General features: G+C 73.1%; 14 protein-coding genes. 6 read left to right on the forward strand and 8 right to left on the reverse strand.

Annotation, left to right across the window (positions count from 1 at the left end):
* Positions 1-12: 12 nt before the first annotated feature.
* The 4 genes from ACZ48Z_RS23990 to ACZ48Z_RS24005 all read right to left on the reverse strand — a co-directional run bounded on the left by ACZ48Z_RS23990 (position 13) and on the right by ACZ48Z_RS24005 (position 6,002).
* Entirely contained in the window at positions 13-3,069 is a 3,057-nt protein-coding gene (locus ACZ48Z_RS23990) for a beta-N-acetylglucosaminidase domain-containing protein (protein ID WP_468737909.1), read from the reverse strand.
* 57 nt (positions 3,070-3,126) lie between these two features.
* On the reverse strand, positions 3,127-4,173 hold the full coding sequence (locus ACZ48Z_RS23995; protein ID WP_468737910.1) for a lysylphosphatidylglycerol synthase transmembrane domain-containing protein: 1,047 nt from the start codon (positions 4,171-4,173) through the stop codon (positions 3,127-3,129).
* 240 nt (positions 4,174-4,413) lie between these two features.
* On the reverse strand, positions 4,414-4,881 hold the full coding sequence (locus tag ACZ48Z_RS24000; protein ID WP_468737911.1) for a hypothetical protein: 468 nt from the start codon (positions 4,879-4,881) through the stop codon (positions 4,414-4,416).
* 131 nt (positions 4,882-5,012) lie between these two features.
* Entirely contained in the window at positions 5,013-6,002 is a 990-nt protein-coding gene (locus tag ACZ48Z_RS24005; protein WP_468737912.1) for a hypothetical protein, read from the reverse strand.
* Positions 6,003-6,592: 590 nt separating this feature from the next.
* Here ACZ48Z_RS24005 and ACZ48Z_RS24010 point away from each other — a divergent pair.
* From ACZ48Z_RS24010 to ACZ48Z_RS24025, 4 genes are all read left to right on the forward strand, one after another.
* A complete protein-coding gene (locus ACZ48Z_RS24010; protein WP_468737913.1) occupies positions 6,593-9,814 on the forward strand; it encodes an AfsR/SARP family transcriptional regulator in 3,222 nt (1,073 codons plus the stop codon).
* A gap of 333 nt (positions 9,815-10,147) precedes the next feature.
* On the forward strand, positions 10,148-10,813 hold the full coding sequence (locus tag ACZ48Z_RS24015; protein WP_468737914.1) for a M15 family metallopeptidase: 666 nt from the start codon (positions 10,148-10,150) through the stop codon (positions 10,811-10,813).
* A gap of 79 nt (positions 10,814-10,892) precedes the next feature.
* The gene (locus ACZ48Z_RS24020) at positions 10,893-11,423 is read left to right on the forward strand and encodes an RNA polymerase sigma factor (RefSeq protein ID WP_468737915.1); all 531 of its coding nucleotides are present in this window, start codon (positions 10,893-10,895) and stop codon (positions 11,421-11,423) included.
* Positions 11,424-11,556: 133 nt separating this feature from the next.
* Positions 11,557-12,693, forward strand: a complete 1,137-nt coding sequence (locus ACZ48Z_RS24025) for a C40 family peptidase (protein WP_468737916.1) — start codon at positions 11,557-11,559, stop codon at positions 12,691-12,693.
* A 42-nt stretch (positions 12,694-12,735) separates the two neighbouring features.
* Here ACZ48Z_RS24025 and ACZ48Z_RS24030 read toward each other — a convergent pair whose 3' ends face one another.
* The gene (locus ACZ48Z_RS24030) at positions 12,736-14,076 is read right to left on the reverse strand and encodes a hypothetical protein (RefSeq protein WP_468737917.1); all 1,341 of its coding nucleotides are present in this window, start codon (positions 14,074-14,076) and stop codon (positions 12,736-12,738) included.
* Positions 14,077-14,189: 113 nt separating this feature from the next.
* Here ACZ48Z_RS24030 and ACZ48Z_RS24035 point away from each other — a divergent pair, with 113 nt between their 5' ends.
* The gene (locus tag ACZ48Z_RS24035) at positions 14,190-15,416 is read left to right on the forward strand and encodes a molybdopterin-dependent oxidoreductase (RefSeq protein WP_468737918.1); all 1,227 of its coding nucleotides are present in this window, start codon (positions 14,190-14,192) and stop codon (positions 15,414-15,416) included.
* A gap of 292 nt (positions 15,417-15,708) precedes the next feature.
* Here the strand turns inward: ACZ48Z_RS24035 and ACZ48Z_RS24040 are convergent, their stop codons facing one another.
* Genes ACZ48Z_RS24040 through ACZ48Z_RS24050 form a run of 3 tightly spaced genes read right to left on the reverse strand, consistent with a single transcriptional unit; the run spans position 15,709 to position 17,977 of the window.
* Positions 15,709-16,671 carry a methyltransferase domain-containing protein gene (locus tag ACZ48Z_RS24040; protein WP_468737919.1) on the reverse strand — a complete coding sequence of 321 codons (963 nt, stop codon included), beginning with the start codon at positions 16,669-16,671 and terminating at the stop codon, positions 15,709-15,711.
* Positions 16,668-17,276 carry a TIGR04282 family arsenosugar biosynthesis glycosyltransferase gene (locus tag ACZ48Z_RS24045; protein WP_468737920.1) on the reverse strand — a complete coding sequence of 203 codons (609 nt, stop codon included), beginning with the start codon at positions 17,274-17,276 and terminating at the stop codon, positions 16,668-16,670. The genes ACZ48Z_RS24040 and ACZ48Z_RS24045 overlap by 4 nt, the downstream gene beginning before the upstream one ends.
* On the reverse strand, positions 17,273-17,977 hold the full coding sequence (locus ACZ48Z_RS24050) for a glycosyltransferase family 2 protein (protein WP_468737921.1): 705 nt from the start codon (positions 17,975-17,977) through the stop codon (positions 17,273-17,275). The genes ACZ48Z_RS24045 and ACZ48Z_RS24050 overlap by 4 nt, the downstream gene beginning before the upstream one ends.
* 103 nt (positions 17,978-18,080) lie before the next feature.
* Here ACZ48Z_RS24050 and ACZ48Z_RS24055 point away from each other — a divergent pair, with 103 nt between their 5' ends.
* Positions 18,081-18,794: a response regulator transcription factor gene (locus ACZ48Z_RS24055; RefSeq protein ID WP_468737922.1), complete on the forward strand. Its 714-nt coding sequence runs from the start codon at positions 18,081-18,083 to the stop codon at positions 18,792-18,794.

An 18,794-nucleotide genomic window follows, 5' to 3' on the forward strand; every position in this document is an offset into this window, starting at 1 on the left:
CCCCGCGCCCCTTCAGGGAGTCAGCGCCACCGCCAGTGGATAGGCACCGGTGCTGAAGGAGGGCCCTGCTGTCCCCGAGGCGACGTCGATCGGTACCAAGGCGTCTGTGTCGGCTGTCGTCACGTACGTCGTGGTGCCGTTCCAGTTGAGAGCCACGTCGAAGGCCGACTTGCCCACCTTGACCGTGGTGCCCGGGGCGCCGGTCACCGTGTCGACCGGTGTGATCGTGTCTCCGTTGCTCGGGCTGACCCACAGGGTGCGGCCGTCCGGTGACAGGGCGAGTCCGTACGCCTGGCCGGTGACCAGGAGGGTCGGCTCGGTCTCGTCGGTCGCCGTGTCGATCGGGGTCACCGTCGAGCCGCCGGAGTTGGAGACGTACACCGTTCTGCCGTCGGGTGCGGCGACGACGTTGAAGGGGCTGGGGCCCACCGGGATCGCCGTGCCCGCCCTGCCGGTGGTGAGGTCGACGGGGCTGACCGTGTCGTCGTGGATGTTCGCCACGTACAGGGTCCTGCCGTCGGGCGTGATCGCCATGTTCTCGGGGCCGGAGCCGACGGATACGGGTGTACCGGTCTTCAGCGTGCCCGTGTCGATCGACTGCACTGTGCCGTCGGTGTAGTTGGCGACCCAGAGGGTGCCGCCGTCCGGGGTGAGTGCGAGACCGGCGGGGACCTTGCCGACGGCGACCGTGGCGGTGACCTTGCCGTTCGCCACGTCGATCACGCTGACCGTGTTCGAGCCCTGGTTGGCCGCGTACGCGGTACGCCCGTCCGCGCTCACCACGACCTCGCCCGGGTTGTCGCCGACGGCGATGTTCGTCGTCGTGTCCGTCGACAGATCGATCGAACTCACCGACGCACCACTGAAGTTGGCCGTCAGGGCTCGCGGTGTGCCGGTGCCGTCGGTGACCTGGACCGGGAGTGCGCGGTCGAGGATGCCGGTGCCTTCGACGACGACCGGGTGCACGCCCTCTGTCCTTCCCGTGAGGGTGACGGTGACCGCGGCCGGGGTGGTCGCCGTGCCCTCGGAAGGCGTGGCGGTGACACCCTCGGGTACGTCGAGCTTCCAACTGACGGTCTTGGCCTGCGTGTCGGACAGGTGCAGGGTGACCGTCGCGGAGGCTCCGGGCTTCAGTGACAGCGAGCTGGGGGAGAAGGAGGCGTCCACGCCCGGGTCGGGGGCGTTCTCCAGCATCGTCGTGTACAGGAACTGGTCCATCACGCCCGGCGAGACCTGCTGCGGGATCGCGTCCAACTCCTTCCGCTCCTGCTGGAGTTGCTTCCAGTACGTCGCGACCGCGGCCGCGTCACCGCGCTTGTTCGCCAGCAGCAGGTCCACGGCCGTCCCGCCCGCGGTCCCGTAGTTGCCGAGTTTGCCGAGCCAGGGCGAGGTCTCGTCGAGGAACCCCGGGTTGTCGAGGTGGGCGCGCAACTGGGCGGGCGTGGCGGCCATGTCGGTGAAGTAGGACTTCAACGCGGCCGCCGCCCGGCCGAGACCGCTGTTCTGCTCGTACGCCGTGCGGAAGGCGGTGATCAGCCGGGTGAGGGTCGGCGACTCGGTGGGGTCGAGCTGGGAGGAGTAGTTGTTCTCGGCGAAGATCCGCAGCCACTTGGCGGCCCCGGGCACCGCCAGGTCCCGGACCGACGCGAGGAACGCCCGGCGCGGGTCGTAGGCGTGCGGGTTCCACAGGTAGGCGGCCGAGGTGAACAGCGCGAGCCGGCTCGCCTCGCCCTGGACCATCGGGTTCGCGGTCACACCGGTCGCTTCCGCGGCCACGCCGGGTTCCCGGCCGGTGTAGGGCCCGAGGAGGAGACGGCTGGTGACGTAGTCGTTGACCGGGTAGTTGTCCCAGACCAGGACCGGGTGGCCGTAGACCTCGCGGGCCTGCTTCAGCTGCTCGGTGGTGATGGTGGGCGCGATGACGCCGACGCCGGTCCACTCGACGACCACCGACGGGTCGAGCTGCTCCCTGAGGGCCTTCTTGTACGGGGAGTCGGCGAGGTCGGAGTACTCGGTGGGGACCATCTCAAGCGGCTGGAGTCCGGTGTGGCCGGCGGAGAACCGCTGCCACGCGGTGTTCAACAGACGAGCCTGTGCGGCACCGGCCGCTCCCCCGCCCGTGCCGAACTCCCGCTCGTCCTCGGGGCAGTTCCACTTCGTGTAGCTGATGTCGTCCAGGGGGATCGCGAAGGACCGGACACCGATGGCGTACAGCGAGTCGAACTTCGCGGTGAGCGCCGTGACGTCGGCGTCGGAGGAGTAGCAGACCGAGAGACCGGGGGAGAGGGCGTAGGTGAAGCGGACGTGGTCGGCGTCGGCCCGGTCGACGAGCTCCTTCAGCCGGGCGAGTTCGGCGGCCGGGTACTCGTCGCGCCAGCGGGCGCGCAGGTAGTCGTCGTCCTTGGGGGAGTAGACGTATACGTTCTGTTTCGTACGGCCGTAGAAGTCGAGTTGGGCGAGGCGCTCGGCGTGCGTCCAGGGGGTGCCGTAGAAGCCCTCGATGACCCCGCGGAGGGCGGCGGTTGGCCAGTCCCGCACCGTGACCACGGGCAACTCGCGCTTGCCGTCGAGCAGTTGGCGCAGAGTCTGGGCCGCGTAGAAGGTGCCGGTGGTGTCCACGCCCGAGAGGGCCAGGAGGGCCCGGCCGTGACTGCGGCCGGAGACGAGGACATGACCGCCGGCGGGGAGACCGGACGGGGAAGCGGCACCGAGGCGTTCGAGGGCCTTCGCGGTGGCGGTGTTCTCGCCGGGGCCGCCGAGATAGACGGTCAGGGCGGCTGCGGGCGGCCGGTCACCGGCGTGGACGGCGGTGATGCGGTCTGCCCCGGCAGCCTTGAGGGCCGTCTCGACGACCCTTCGGGCCGAGGGGTCGGTGCCGGGGCCGACGACCTCGACGACCCGGTCGGGGACGGGGAGCCGGCCGGGTCCGGCGGTGATCTTCTGGGGGGTGGGCCACACCTCCGGCACGGACGGCCGGGGTTCGGCCGAGGCGGGGACCGCAGGGGCGGCGAGGCCGAGGGCCAGCAGCAGGGCGGCGGCCATGCATCTGAGATTGATGAATGAATCCACCTGAGAATGCTAGGAGTGTTGAATGCATCATTCAATGGTGCGGATGTTTCCGGAGGTTCACAACACCTTCCGGTGGACGAGGGCGGACATGCACAGCACGCCCGGCAACAAGGGCAGCCACACCGTCAGGACGCGGTAGCCGATGAGTGCCGCCGTGCCGAGGCTCACCGGAACGCCGTAGACGGCGAGGGTGAAGACCATGGCCGCGTCGACCGGCCCGATGCCGCCGGGTGCGGGCACCGAGCCGACCGCGGTGCTCGCGGCGAGGTAGGCGAACGCGACCTGTGCCCAGGACAGCGTCATGCCGAGCGAGGTGCCGACCGCGTGGATCACGCTCGCCTGGAGCAGCGGCGCGGCGGCCGCGCCGCCCCACAGGGCGAGGACGCGGCTCGGCATGGTGTGCAGCAGGCGGGCGTCGGTCAGGGCGGTGCGTACGAACGCGGCCGCGGGGCGGCGCAGCGGACGGATCAGCGTCAGCAGCAGGAGTGTGCCGCCGAGTCCGAGGCCCGCGGCCACCGCGGGCAGGAACAGCATGCGCCGGTCCGGGACGAGGTCACCGAGGCGCAGCAGACCGGGCAGTGCGACCAGGAAGCCGAGCAGCACCAGCGTTTTGGCGATCGGCCTGACCAGTGCGTACAGGGCGAGCGAGGCGGTGGCCCGGGCCAGCGGGATGCCCTGCCCCTGGAGGAAGCGCAGGGTGACGGCGTGGGCGCCGAGACTCGCCGGCAGTACGTGGTTGGCGGCACCGGCGGCGAACTGCGAGGCGCCGAGCAGGCCTGGCGGCAGGCGCTCGGGCAGGGCGCCCTGCCGGACGACGGACGCGGAGATCCAGCCCAGGCAGGTGTAGAAGAGCCCGACGAGCAGCCACCAGGGGTCGGCGGTGGCCAGCCGCGCGGTGCCGTCGTACAGGGCACGCCAGTCCAGCACCGCCCAGATGCCGATGAGGAGAAGGGGGAGCAGGGTGAGCAGCCGGCGGGTGAGACGGGTCAGGGAGCGGCGGGCACCGGCGGGGGCGGGGGCCGGGGCGCAGGCCGGGGGAGGAGCGGCGGCGGGGGCCGGGGCGGGGAGCGGGCCCGGGGGACCTTCGAGCGGAAGCAGGGACACGGCGCACGTCGTCCTTTCGCGTCACATCCCGTGCGGGACAAGGGGCATGACGGAGGCAAGGCGATGCAGAGGGGACGAGGGAAACGTTCCCGCTCGGTGTGACGTTCAAATGTCCGGCAGTCGAAGGAGTGCGGGCGGGTGGGCGACACGGGGTGGGGCGCCGGTGTCGAAAACGGGTCGCCCCGGCACCCTTTCGGGATGCCGGGGCGACCAAGCGAACCAGGGTTGCGACAGGGGGATTCAGCTGATGAAGGAGCCCGGGGCGCAGGCGGTCGAGGCCACCCAGGTGTGCGACTGGATGTTGTTGTTCATGTTCTCGTTGTTGGTGAAGTGGTCCCGGCTGAGGTCGTCCACGTACTTCTCGCCCGGCAGGAGGCAGCCGTACGAGGTGTCCCTGTAGTTGTCGAGCCAGTAGAAGGCCACGACGTCCTTGCCGCCGACGAAGCCGCTGTTCATCACTGACGAGGCGCTGTTCTCGTCGCTGCCCTGGAAGGGGCCGAGGTTGTCGCCCCACGAGGGGTCGCTGCCCGCGGTGACGCCGAGGAGTGTGCCGCCGCAGTCGGTGCCGTCCCAGGCTCGGACGTCGCCGTCGCGGCCGTGCGCGTTCCAGTTGGCGTTGCAGCCGGGACCCGCGTGGGCGGCGGCCGGGATGGCGATGCCGAGGACCGCGAGGCCCAGGGTGGCGAGGGAGACGGTCAGCTTGCGCATGACGGATTCCTGTTCTGCTTGCGCCTCGTGGGAGGCGTGGGTGGGATGGGTGCGGTGATGGTCCGCGAGCGTCGTCGCGGGGTCTGTCCGTGACACGGGGCCACGGATGTCGGGGGCCGGCGCGACCTGGATCAGGTGCGGGCCGGGACGGTGCGTTCGGCGACGGCCAGGGCGTGCCGCTCCATCCGAAGGTGGGCGTCGAGGGCGTGGCCGTACTTTCCGGCCAGTTCACCGACGTAGCGGGCCTCGCGCCGCTCGCCGATCGCACGCAGGGAGACGGAGCGGGCGCAGGTGGCGTCGGCGACCGCGATCCGGGTCTCGTTCGCGAAGGTCCTGGCCTCCGCGGTCCGGGTCTGCTCCGCGCTGTGCTCGCGGGTGGAATCGCGTGCCGCGCCGGGGTCGGGGAAGGGGTGGCCCGCCTTGTTCATGCACTGCGACCAGGCGCTCACCGCGCCGGTGAACTCCTTGTCGCGCAGCAGCTTGTCCACGTACAGGGGGCGCAGGTTCCTGACGGTCACGTCGGAGCGGAACCATGCCGCCGTATCGCCGTACAGCAGCTCCTCGGCCTGGGCGGCGCAGCCGCCGGACTGCTTGCTGATCGTGCCGCCGGACGGCGTCGGCGACTTCAGCACCACGGCGTCCCGGCCGCCGTCCATCGCGATGTCGAAGGCCTTCTGGCGTGAGCGGGAAAGGGACTTGCGGTAGGCGATGTTGGGGTTGCGCAGGCGGGTGCGGTCCTCCTTCGCCGCGATCCGGCTGCCGTAGCCGTGCCTGCGCGCCCAGTCGATGTCGTCCTGGACGTAGCCGACCGGCCGGCTCTCATCGAGGCTCAGCGGCTTTTCCTCCTGGAAGCGGAAACCCTGCTTCCTCATGCAGACCGTGATGAGGTGCTGCTCGGCGTCGGAGATCCGCAGGTCCTGCGAGTAGGTGAGCTTGTCGGCCGCCCCGGTGGCGTCGGCCCTCGCGGACGGCGAGGCGCGGTGGGCCGCGTCGGTGTCCGCCGCGCAACCGGTCAGCACGAGTGAGGCCAGCGCGGCGATCACGCCCACGGCGGTGGGTGCGCGTCGCGTGCTGCGTCCACTCGGTACCACCGTCCGGCGTAGGGCGTCGGCGCGCTTCATCGGCATGCTCCCGGGGCGAAGTCGAACTGGGTTGCTCTCACGATCCGTTGACGCCTCGGAAGCCGCGTCCGTATGACCCTGGACCGCCGAATTCTTTTCCTGCGCCGGCGGTCATACGAGGACGGCTCGCGATCCGTCCTCACTGCCTGCTTCTTCGCCTGCCGACTTCTGCGGGCGGCGGAGCACGCCGGGTGACGACGGGGCGGAGGGCCGGCGACGTACCGGCTGCGGGGCAGGCAGCCGCGTCCGACGCCGGCCGGGCGACGGCCGGAACCGCGTGTGGCACGGGACGCACAGGAATCTTCGACGCGAGAAATATCGGTGAGCCCTCATACGAGCGGCCGGGCCCAGCCGTCCCTCAGGTGAGGGGCATCTCTGCGTGCTGTCGAAATCCAGCCAACCGTCGTCCGGGGGAAGCCGGGAGGAAGGCTCCGCCGCGCCGGGTGTCAGGCCCTTCTCAGGGGTCCGCGCACGGCTGCCGACTGTCTGGATCCGGCCAGGTCTGCGCCGTTCCAGTCGTCTGCGGACACCGTCCGTCTATATCGTCGAACACGCATCCGTGGAGCGGGCGGTACGGCGAACGGGGAACGATGCTCCAGGTACGTCTGCTCGGTCCTGTGGAGGTGTGGCAGGGCGACCGACGGGCCCCGCTCGGCGGGGTCAGACCCCTGGCGGTCCTGTCCGCACTGGTCGTCCACCTGGGTGAGGTCCTCTCCACGGAACGGCTCGTGGACTGCGTGTGGGACGAGCAGGCCCCCGCGACCGCCAGCGCCCTCGTCGCCACGCACGTCTCCGCGGTACGGCGCGCACTGGCCCGCGTCGGCGCGGCCGAGGTGATCCTGACCCGGCCGCCGGGTTACGTCGCCGGTCTCGACGCCTCCCAGGTCGACGCCCGCCGCTTCGAGGACCTGCTCGTGTCCGGCCGGACCGCGGCCGCCCGGGGCCACACGGACGAGGCCGCCGACCTGCTCTCCGAGGCGCTCGGGCTGTGGCGGGGCCAGGAGGCCCTGGAAGGACTGGGACAGACCTTCGCCCGGATCGAGGCGGCCCGGCTGGGGGAACTGCGGCTGGTCGCCCAGGAGGAGTCCTTCGGCCTGCACCTGGAGCTCGGCCGCGCGGACCGCACGATCGCGCCCCTGCTCGCCCACGTCGCCGCGCACCCCCTCCGGGAACGGCCGCGCGGCCAGCTGATGACCGCCCTGTTCCGCACCGGACGCGTCTCCGACGCCCTGCGCACCTACCAGGAGGGCCGCGAGGTCCTGCGGGAGGAACTGGGCATCGACGCCGGGCCGGAACTGCGGGCCCTGCACAAGGCGGTACTGACCGACGACCCCGGACTCCACGGCACCGGCCCCCGGCCCCGGGACCCGTCGCCGACGGGCACCGGCCGCCGGCCGCACACCCCCTCCCCGTCCGGCCCGGACCGGCCACCCCACCCCGCCTCACCGCTCGGCACCGACAGCCGGCCTCGGGCCCAGGAGGCGGCCGGTGCCTCTAAGACCCGGCAGCAGACCACGGGCCGTACGGCGGCCGACGGCACCGCGACGGACCCACCCGCACGACCCGCCCCCTCCCATCTCCCCCCGGACATAGCCGACTTCGTCGGCCGGTCGGACCAAGTGGCCTGGGCCGTCTCGCTGCTGGGCTCGGTCGACGACACGGGCCGTACCGCCCCGCCGATCGGGGTGATCTCCGGACGCTCCGGAACGGGCAAGACCGCGCTCGCCGTCCACGTCGGCCACCGCACCGCCGAACTCTTCCCCGACGGCCGCCTGTTCGTGGACCTGCGGGCCGCCGACACCGCGCCCCTGCAGCCCGCCGACGCCCTCGCCCGGCTGCTGCGCGCCATGGGCGCCGAACCCGAGACGCTGCCGAGCTCGGTCGAGGAACTGACGGGGCTGTACCGCACGTACACCGGGCACCGCCGCATCCTGCTCATCCTCGACAACGCCGACGGCGAGGCACACGTACGGCCGCTGCTGCCGCCAGGACCCGGCTCCGCGGTGCTCGTCACCAGCAGGCGCCGGCTGGTGGCACTGGAGGGAGCGGCCCACCTCGAACTGACCGTTCCCGACCAGGAGGAGGCCCTCGAACTCCTCCGGCGGGTGGCCGGAGCGGACCGCGTCCGCGCCGCACCGGAACAGACCGCCGAGATCGTCTCCTTGTGCGGGCGGCTGCCGCTCGCCGTACGCATCGCCGGAGCGCGGCTCGCGGCCCGGCCGCACTGGGGGCCCGGCCGGCTCGCCGCCCGGTTGCGGGACGAGCGGCTCCGGCTCAACGAACTGCGCGCCGGGGACCTGGAGTTGCGCACCAGCCTCGAACTCGGCTACGCCGACCTCGACCCGCAGGAGCGGCGCGCCCTGCGCCGGCTGGCCCTGCTCGACCTGCCCGACTTCGCGGCCTGGATCGCCGGTCCCCTGCTGGACATCGGCACCGAGGAGGCCGAGGAGGCCGTCGAACGCCTGGTGGACTGCCACTTCATCGACGTGATCGGCGTCGACGGCACGGGCCGCAGCCGCTACCGCATCCACGACCTGGCCCGCGAACACGCCCGCGAACGCTGTCTGTCGGAGGAGAGCGCCGAGGAGCGGTCGGCGGCCGTGCTGCGTCTCGTGGCGTGCTGGCTGGGGCTGGCCGAGCAGGCCGCGGCGAAGGGCCCCGGCGGCGCGGCACGCTACTTCCCCGAACCGGAGGCCGTACGACCCGTCGATCCCCTCGATCCGCAGGCCGAGGAAGACCTGCTCGCGCGGCCCGCGGCCTGGTTCGCCGCCGAACAGACCGGTCTGCTGGCGGCCGTGCAGTACTGCGCCGACCACCGGCTGGACCGGGCCGCCCGGGACCTCGCCGGGGCACTGATCGCGAGCTCGGTCGCGCTGTACAACCAGTTCGACGCCTGGTCCCGCTCGCATGCCGCGGCGATGGCGGCGGTGCGGCGCAGCGGGGACCGCGAGGGTGAGGCATGGCTGCTCGCCGGACTGGGCCAACTGCGCTACGAGCAGGACGAGTTCGAGGAGTCCTACACCTACTTCCGGGACGCCCTGCGACTGTTCGAGGCGCTTGACGACGTGCCGCGGGGGATGGCTCAGGCTCTCGTCGGCATGGCCACCGCCCGGCGTGAACAGGCCTGCTACGCGGAGGCGTCGGAGCTGCTCGACGCGGCCCTGGCGCGGTACGTGCCGGCCGACGACCGTGCCGCCCGGGCCCGGGTGCTGTACGGCATCGGCTGCGTGCACCGGGAGCAGGGCCGCGGCCCGGAGTCCCGCGCGGCCATGGCGCAGGCCGTGGAGCTGTACCGCGCGGAGGGGGACCGGCACGGGGAGGCGCTGACCGTGCGCTCACTGGCCCTGTGCCACCGGGCGGAGGGCGCGTGGGCGGACGCCGAGCGGCTGCTGCGGGACGCGCTGCGGGTCTTCGCCGAGCTCCACGACACGTTCGGCGTGATGTACACGGAGCAGTCCCTGGCCAAGGTGGAGCTGCGGCTGGGCCGCCTGGACGAGTCACGCGAACGGCTCGGGCGCTGCCTGGAGCTGGCCCGGGAGCGGCAGGACCGGTTCGGCGAGGCGCTGGTGCTGCGGACGCTGGGCGAGTGGCATCTCGCGGCCGGCGACACGGACGGCGCGCGGGAGCCGTTGGAGCGGGCGCTGTCGGGCTGGGAGGCGTTGCGGCTCCCGCTCTGGCGGGCGCGCACGCTGTGGGACCTGGCGGAGGTGCGGGAGGCCGAGGGGGACGAGCGGTCGGCTTCGGACGCACGGGCCGAAGCCATGGGGGTCTTCCGGGAACTGGACGCGCGGGAGGCACGGGAGCGGGCCTAGCCCTTCCGATGGATCTCCGCGGCGCCCGGCACACACGCTGGGGGCCGCGTGCCGGTGTCGCTCCGCGCGAGATGCCGGCGCGGCCCGGCCCCGGGCATGCAGCGGAGCACGTGGCGGCGCCCGGCGCCCATGCCCGGCGGGCGGCCCTCACCGTGCCGGGTGTGACGGGTCGGGTGACCCCGCCGCGTCGCACCCGCGCCGGCCGGCCGTTCCGCCCGGCCCTGTCGTCTGCCGATACCGCCCCTCGGTCCTGCAGGGTCCTGTAGAACCGCTGGTCAGGTTCTTGCAGGCGATCTGCAGAGCAATTGCAGGGGCGCCCGCGACTCTTCTCTCGTGACAGACATCATCACGCTCGCCGATCCCCGGGTCGCCGCGGTCGTACCGGACGAATGCGGGGAGCCGCTCGTCGATCTGCGTACCGGGGGACTGGTACGGCTCGATCCCCGGCAGGCCGACGACGAGGGCAGCTACGCCCACCTGAGGTCCGGCGTGCTGGAGCGGCTGGTGCGGGCGCAGCGGCTGCTGCCCGCGGGGATCCGGCTGCTGGTGGTCGAGGGGTACCGGCCGCCGGCCCTCCAACGCCGCTACTTCGAGCAGTACGCGGCGACCGTGCGCCGGGCCCACCCGGACGCGACGCCCGAGCGGATTCGCGAACTGGCCAGCGCGTACATCTCGCCGCCCGAGGTCGCCCCGCACGTCAGCGGCGGCGCGGTCGACCTGACCCTGTGCGACCACGCGGGCCGGGAACTGCCGCTCGGCACCGAGGTCAACGCCACCCCGGAGGAGAGCGAGGGCGCCTGCCGCACCGACGGGCCCGGCGTCAGCGCCGAGGCACGCGCGAACCGGGCGCTGCTGGGCCGGGCGCTCGGCGCGACCGGGTTCGTCAACTACCCGACCGAGTGGTGGCACTGGTCGTACGGCGACCGGTACTGGGCCCTGCTGCGCCGCGTACCGGCCGCCCGCTACGGCCCCGCCGACCCGCCCCGCCCTCCGGCCTGACCCCCGGAGAGCGGGACACCACCGCACGAAGAACACCGCACGAAGAACACCGCACGGAATCACCGCAAGGGGGAAACACATGAGCCACGCCACCTGTCCGCCGTCGCCGCGCGAGACCGACCGCGGGATGAGCCCGGGGGACTTCGACGCGTCGTTCACGGCCGACATGCCACGGCTGCGAAGACGGCTGCTCGCCCTGACGGGCAATCCGCACGACGCCGACGACCTGCTCCAGGAGACCTACCTGCGGCTCTCCCGACGGGCCCGCACCCAGAACCTGACGCGGCAGCAGCACCCGTACGCCTACACCTGCGCCGTCGCCCTCAACCTGCTGCGCGACTCCTGGCAGCACCCCTCCCGCCGCGAACGCACCACGGACGAGCTGCCCGAAGCCGGCTGGGACGGCGGGCTCGCCTCCTACGAGGCCTCCGCCACAGCGCTCGCGCTGCTGAGCACGCTCTCCGAGAAGGAGGCCGCCGCGGTGATCCTCGTGGACCTGGAGGGGCTCACCCACGACACGGCCGGGGAGCGCCTCGGCGCCCACCGCGGCACGGTCCAGCGCAACCGCCTGCGCGGCCTCGCCAAGATGCGCGCCGCGCTGCACAACTGACCCGGGTGGCACACCCCCACGGGGGTGGGGTGAGCCACCCGGGTTCTCCACCCGCGTCACCCGTCCGTCTTCCCCGGGGCCACCGGCACCCGGTGCCCGCACGTCCTCGAAACGTCCACGAAGGAAGAGCCCCTTGAAGACCATCAGCACGCGCCGTCGGACCAGCGGCGCGATCCTGGGCGCCTCGGCCCTCGCCCTCACCGCGTTCTTCTCCGCCCCGGCGCACGCCGCCCAGGACGCCACCTGCGGCGTCCTCGCACCCGGCGCCTCGGCCACCGCGCAGGCCGCCGTCGACGCGGCCTGTTCGCAGATCGGCGTCTGGTACAGCTGGGGCGGCGGCCACGCCGCGACGCCCGGCGCCAGCTACGGCTACTACGACGGCTCCGACCCGGACAGCCTCCACGACGGTGAGCGCAAGGGCTTCGACTGCTCGGGCCTGATGCGGTACGCCTACTACCGGGCGACCGGCAAGGACCTCCTCAACGGCACGGCCGACGACCAGTTCCACACCTCGCAGGCCTCCGCCCGGTTCTCCGCCGGGCAGGGCACGGCCCCGCTGCTGCCGGGCGACCTGATGTTCTGGGGCAGCGGGCACATCCACCACGTCGCCATGTACCTGGGCGGCGGCCAGATGGTCGAGGCGTACGAGTCGGGCACCCACATCAGGGTCACGTCCGCCCGCACCGGCGGCGACTACGCGGGCGCGGTCCGCATCAACGGTTCCGGCACCCCCGTCCCGCCGCCCGCGAACGGCGGCACGGTCTTCGAGACCTGGGGCACCGGCGTGCGCACCCACAGGTCGCCGAGCGTGGGCTCCGCCACCGTCGACACCTTCGCCGGACCGACCCAGGTGTCCGTCCAGTGCCAGGAGCACGCGGAGACCGTGACCGCCGAGGGCTACACCAACGACGCCTGGGCCAAGCTCGCCAACGGCTCCTGGATGACCAACATCTACATCAAGGGCCCCGCCTGGCTGCCCGGCATCCCGGACTGCGGCGGCAGCAGCACCCCGCCGCCGTCCGGTGGCAGCACGGCGTTCCAGACCTGGGGCACCGGCGTGCGCACCCACAGCGAGCCGAACGTCAACGCCGGCGTGGTCGACTACTTCGCGCAGCCGACCACGGTCAACGTGGTCTGCCAGGCCCACGCCCAGCAGGTCACGGCCGAGGGCTACACCAACGACGCCTGGGCGAAGCTGACCGACGGCTCGTGGATGACCGTCATCTACATCAAGGGCCCGGACTGGCTGCCCGGCGTGGCCACCTGCTGACCGACGCGTCGCGCGGGGGTGCCGGTCGTCCGGCGCCGGGCCTCACCACCCGGTGAGCAACAGGTGGTTGACGAGCAACGCCAGCACGGCCTGTCCGGCCAGCCACCCCCGCGCCCCCGTCAGGAACGCACACGCCGGCAACAGCCACACCGCGAACGGCAACCAGATCCGCTCGGTCTCCGCCTTGCTCATCCCGGACAGATCGGCGACGAGCAGGGCCACGAGCGCGGCGCACACCAGCAGACCGAGCCGCGGTCCGGCACGGTCCGGCGGCGCGGGGACGAGGTGCGACGGGCGACGGCGGTTCATCAGCCGGGCGACGGCCCTCCGCACCCCTGCCACCGTCGCAGGACCCACGATGAACACCGTGCCCGCCAGGTTCGCCCACACCCAGTACCCGTACGGCCGCACCCCGCCCGCGCCCTGGTAATACCGGGTGACGAGCAGCCGATACGCCTCCCACCAGTCGAACCCCAGCACGGTGAACACCACCGGCACCAGCACGAACCCGGCCAGGACGAACCCCAGGGGCCGACGCGACCCCATCAGCAGCACTGCCCCCGCGACGACGGCCATGAGCGCGAGGCCGTACGACAGATACACCGTCAGCCCGAACAGCAGCCCCGAGGCGAAGCCGGCCGGTCCCGGCCGGTGCCCCCGGACCGCGAGGCCCAGCAGGGCGACGGCCCACGCGGCCACCGCCGCGAAGTACCCGTCCGCGGAGGTCCCCACCCAGACCGCGGCCGGGGCCAGCACCAGGAAGGGCGCGGCCCGGCGGGCGAGCGACTCGTCGGTGAGGGTCCGTACGGCGATCAGGACCGCGACCGCCGCCGTCGTGCCCACGGTGATGCACCAGGCCCCCGCCCAGCCCCCGCCGCCCAGCCCGGCCCGGTCCAGCAGGACGAAGGTGAGGGTCGCTCCCGGGGGGTGCCCGGCGACATGGGCGGGCCAGTTGTCCGGGGAGCCGATCAGGATGTGCCGGTCGAAGTCCCGCAGGGCCGCCGGGATGTCGTGGAAGCGGCCGACGACCGGGACGTACTCGTTCCTGCTCGTCAACTGCCCGGCGACACCCCGCTGCCAGCCGTCCACCAGGGCCAGGGACCAGGTCCATGCCATCCCCGCGCCCCACACGGCGAACAGCAGGGACCGCCAGGGCAGCCGGGCGGCGAGCGTGGGGCCGTGGACGACCACCGCGGCCGCGACGACGACCGCCGCCGGGGTACCGGGGCCCACATGCGGATCCCAACTCGCCAGCAGGGGCGGCCAGTCGACGCGGAGGGAGGCGTCCCGGTGCTGGATCGCCCGGCCGACGACCACGGCGGCCACCACCAGGACCGCGGCGCACCCGGCCGCGTACAGGTCACGCAGGAGGTTCCTGTTCACGGGGGAACGCTAGGCCGCGTGGCTGCCTCCGAGCGGCTGACGTGCGCTGACGTCAGACTTTCGTCATGGTTCGCCGACCCGATTCCGGGGCGGGCCGGGCCTACGGTCGGGGCATGGCACGGTCTCCCTTCTCCCCGTCCTTCTGGCGCAGCCCGCTGCGAGGTCCCTGGCTCACCTCGGTCCTCGGGGTCGTGCTCCTCGGCGGGATCACGCTGCTGTTCGTGACGGGGCTGCTGTCGTACGCCGCCTACAACCCGGACCTGTCGCCGGTGAACGACAAGACCCCCGACAAGGGGCTCCTCGGGTTCTACCTCTTCTCCTGGCCGACCGACCCGCACTGGCTGTACCGGCTGAACCAGGGCGTCCACGTCACCCTCGGCATCACGCTGATCCCGGTCCTGCTGGCCAAGCTGTGGTCGGTCGCGCCCAAGCTGTTCACGCTGCCGCCCGCACGCTCGCTCACCCACGCCCTGGAACGGCTCTCCCTCCTGCTGCTGGTCGGCGGCGCGCTCTTCGAGTTCGTGACCGGAGTCCTCAACGTCCAGCTCGACTACGTCTTCCCGGGCTCCTTCTATCCGCTGCACTTCTACGGGGCGTGGGTGTTCTTCGCCGCGTTCCTCGCGCACGCCGTGCTGAAGCTGCCGCTCGCCCTGCGGAATCTGCGCCGACTCCGGGAAGAGGAGACCGAGCCGGTGTCACCGGACCCCGCCGAGCCGACCGTGTCCCGGCGTGGTGCCCTCTGGCTCGTCGGGGGCGGCTCGCTGCTGCTGTTCCTCACCACGGCCGGGCGGAGCTTCGACGGCGTGCTCCGCCGAACGGCCCTCCTGGCCCCGCACGGCGGCGCCGAACCGGCCTTTGGACCCGGTGGCTTCCAGATCAACAAGACCGCCGCGTACGCCGGGATCGACCCGGTCGAGACGAGCGAGGAGGCCTGGCGGCTGGTCGTCGTGGGACGCGCGGGCCGCACCGTCCGCCTGAGCCGCGCCGACCTCCTCCAACTCCCCTTGCACAGCTCGGCGTTGCCCATCGCCTGCGTGGAGGGCTGGTCCACCTCCGACCAGTCGTGGCGCGGCGTGCGGCTGCGGGACCTCGCGGCGCTCGTCGGCTACGAGAACGATCCGCCGGACGTCTTCGTGGAGTCGCTGCAACGGCACGGCTCCTTCCGGCGGGCCGCCCTGCGCGCCAACCAGGTCGCCGACCCGCGCTCCCTGCTCGCCCTGTCCGTCAACGGCGCGGACCTGACCCCCGATCACGGCCACCCGGCCCGGATCATCGTGCCCGCGGCGCCCGGTGTGCTGAACACCAAGTGGGTGGCCCGGCTGACGTTCGGAGACCTGTGATGCGGATCCCCCTCGGTCGCCCCCTCCAACTCCTGCTGCTCGTCTGCTCGTTCGCGCTCGCCGGGTACGCGGGGGTACGGCTGCTCGCGGACGACTGGTTCGGGGTCGGCCTGTGGTTCGTGGGGGCGGCCGTCCTGCACGACCTGGTGCTGCTGCCGCTGTACGCGGCGGCGGACCGTGTCCTCGTGCGGACGGCGGGCCGGCACGTCCTGTACGTCCGGGTCCCCGCCGCCCTCTCCCTGCTGCTCCTGCTCGTGTGGTTCCCGATGATCGCCGGGCGGGTCGCCGACCGCTACGCCTTGGCGACCGGCCTGTCCCCGGACGGCTTCCTGGCCCGCTGGCTGCTGGTGACGGCCGTGCTGTTCGGCGGCTCGGCGGTGGTGTTCGTCGTACGGCGGGGCGGGGCGACGCTCCCGCGGCGGCGCAGGGAGACGAAGGAACGGCCGCCCGCCGTCCACTGATCCACGCACGTCCAGTGCGCGCTGTCCGCGTGCCGCAGCAGTGCCGGGGTGCCGAGCCGGGCCCACGGGAACGGGCTGCCGACGGCTCCCCGGGCGTCGGTGACATGCACCTGGACCCGCTCGTCGAGGTCGGGTCCGGTGACCGTCTCGGCGATCAACAGGCCGGTCGGGGCGAGGAGTTCCGCCGTCCGGTCGAGCAGGGCCCGCGGGTCGCCGCCGATGCCGACGTTGCCGTCGACGAGGAGCGCGGTGCCCCAGCGGCCGTCGCCGGGCAGCGGCTCGAAGACGGACCGCCGCAGGGCCTGCCCGCCGAGCGCGACGGTACGGGCGACAGCAGCCTCGCTCACGTCGATGCCCAGCACCGTCCGGCCCTGTGCGCCGAGTGCCGCGACCAGCCGGCCCGGCCCGCAGCCCACGTCCAGCACGGCACCCTCACAGCGCCGCAGCACCTCCAGATCCGCCGCGTCCGCCTCCGCACACCAGCGTTCCAGTTCGAGCAGGAGCAGCCGGCCGTCGGAGCGGCGCAGGAACAGCGGGCCCCGGCCGGTGCGGAGGGCGTGGGTGTAGGGGTCGGAGGACCAGGTGCCGTCGTCGTGCGAGGTGTGTGCGGCATCGGCGGGGGGAGCGGTGTCGAGGAGCCGGGTCCACGGGGCGTCCGCGTCCGTACCCGTGGGACGGGGGTCCCGTTGCCGGTGCGCCGTGTCGGTTCCTGAGCCGGAGCCGGAAAGCCTGCCAGGAGTGGCTCCGCCGGTCTGCCGGCCGACCCGCACCACCGTCTCCCGGACCTCGCTCACCGGCCCACCCCGGCCATCCGCCCCAGCACCGCCGCGAACCGCCCTCCCGGCGCCTGCCTCGCGACCACCTCCGCGTCGTACGCCGTGTCCACGTCCCGCAGGAGCGGCAACTCCCGCACCCGCAGCCCGGTCAGCCGGGCCCGCTGGGCCGCGCCCGTGTGAGGCGTCGACATCGGCACCCCGCGCAGCAGCGACGGATCCGGTGCCGCCAGGCCGAGCGCCCAGAAGCCGCCGTCCTCGGCAGGACCGAAGTACGCGTCGCAGTCGGCGAAGTCCACCGTGAGCAGTTCCTCGGTGACCTGCGGGGTGTCCATGCCGATCAGCAGGGCCGGTCCTTCGCAGCCCGCGAAGGCCGCGGCCAGCCGTTCGTCGAGACCGCCCCGGCACTGCCTTACCACCTCGAAGCCGGGCGGCAGCCAGGGGCCGGGCGTGCCCTCCAGGACCAGCACCCGGCGCCGGGCGGGAGTGCGGGCCACCACGTCGAGGGTGTCCGCGAGGGACGCCTCGGCCAGCGCCGCCGCCTCCTCGGGGGTGAAGGGCGGTGTCAGCCTGGTCTTGACCCGGCCCGGCCTCGGTTCCTTGGCGATGACGAGCAGTGTGGTCATGCGTGGACCCCCTCTTCGTTCAGGACGCGGCTCATGTCCCGGACCGCCTGCCAGGTGCCCCGCCAGGTGCCCGTCACCTTGGAGGCGCCGGTGCGCGGGTGGTACGGGACGTCGTGCTCGGCGATCCGCCAGCCCTCGTCGGCCGCCCGCACCACCATCTGGAGGGGGTAGCCGCTGCGCCGGTCCGTCAGGCCGAGGGCGAGCAGCGGCTCGCGGCGGGCGGCCCGCAGCGGACCCAGGTCGTGCAGGCGCAGCCCGGTACGGCGGCGCAGCAGCCGGGCGAGGGCGAGGTTGCCCGCCCGGGCGTGCGGCGGCCAGGCGCCCCGGGCCTGCGGGCGGCGCCGGCCGAGCACCAGATCCGCGTCGCCGGTCAGGACCTCGCGGACGAACGGCACCAGGTCCGCCGGGTCCAGCGAGGCGTCGCAGTCGCAGAAGCACACGATGTCGGCGGTGGCCGCGGTCAGCCCGGCGTGGCAGGCGGCGCCGAAGCCGCGCCGCTCCTCACGGACGACGGTCGCGCCCAGAGCCTGTGCGATACGGGCCGAGCCGTCCGTGGAGCCGTTGTCCACGACGAGCGCGCGCCAGCCGGGCGGGATGCGTTCCAGCACCCAAGGCAGCGCCTCGGCCTCGTCGAGACAGGGCAGCACGACGTCCACGGACGCCGTCGGTTCGATTGCGGAAGGGGTCGTCACGACGTTCACCCTACGAGCGCAAAAACGGCAAACCGGACTCCGGCTCCTTACGAAACAAGGACGTCGGCGGCCGTCGGACGCACATTCGCGCGCCCGGTGCGAGGCTGGCGGCATGGAGCAGCAGCAGTACGCACAGATCCGGCCCAGGGTCCTCGTCGTCGACGACGACCCCACCGTCGCCGAGGTGGTCTCCGGGTACCTCGACCGGGCCGGATACGCCGTGGACCGGGCCGCCGACGGCCCCGACGCGCTCGCCCGCGCCGCCGCGCACCGGCCGGACCTGGTGGTCCTCGACCTGATGCTGCCCGGCATGGACGGCCTGGAGGTGTGCCGCCGGATGCGGGGGAGCGGTCCCGTCCCGGTCATCATGCTCACCGCCCGCGGCGACGAGGACGACCGGATCCTGGGCCTGGAGGTCGGCGCCGACGACTACGTCACCAAGCCGTTCAGCCCGCGCGAACTGGTGCTGCGCGTGGAGTCCGTGCTGCGCCGCACCCGCCCCTCCCAGCCGTCCGGCCTCCTGGCCGCCGCCGGCCTCTCGGTGGACCCGGTGGCCCGCCGCGCCCTCAAGGGTGGTGTCGAACTCGCCCTGACCATTCGGGAGTTCGACCTCCTCGCCTTCTTCCTGAGGCACCCCGGCCGGGTGTTCGGCCGTGAGGACCTGATGCGCGAGGTGTGGGGCTGGGACTTCGGTGACCTGTCGACCGTCACCGTCCATGTGCGGCGGCTCAGGGGGAAGGTCGAGGAGGATCCGGCAAGGCCCCGGCTGATCCAGACCGTGTGGGGCGTCGGCTACCGCTTCGACGGCCCGGAAGCGGAGGCCTGA

The organism is Streptomyces sp. NPDC031225 (assembly GCF_055570355.1).

Bases quoted from the DNA above. Each gene is read 5' to 3' on its own strand.
- ACZ48Z_RS24000 (WP_468737911.1), bottom strand. From the start codon at position 4,881: ATGCGCAAGCTGACCGTCTCCCTCGCCACCCTGGGCCTCGCGGTCCTC.
- ACZ48Z_RS24005 (WP_468737912.1), bottom strand. From the start codon at position 6,002: ATGAAGCGCGCCGACGCCCTACGCCGGACGGTGGTACCGAGTGGACGC.
- ACZ48Z_RS24010 (WP_468737913.1), top strand. From the start codon at position 6,593: ATGCTCCAGGTACGTCTGCTCGGTCCTGTGGAGGTGTGGCAGGGCGAC.
- ACZ48Z_RS24020 (WP_468737915.1), top strand. From the start codon at position 10,893: ATGAGCCACGCCACCTGTCCGCCGTCGCCGCGCGAGACCGACCGCGGG.
- ACZ48Z_RS24035 (WP_468737918.1), top strand. From the start codon at position 14,190: ATGGCACGGTCTCCCTTCTCCCCGTCCTTCTGGCGCAGCCCGCTGCGA.
- ACZ48Z_RS24045 (WP_468737920.1), bottom strand. From the start codon at position 17,276: ATGACCACACTGCTCGTCATCGCCAAGGAACCGAGGCCGGGCCGGGTC.
- ACZ48Z_RS24055 (WP_468737922.1), top strand. From the start codon at position 18,081: ATGGAGCAGCAGCAGTACGCACAGATCCGGCCCAGGGTCCTCGTCGTC.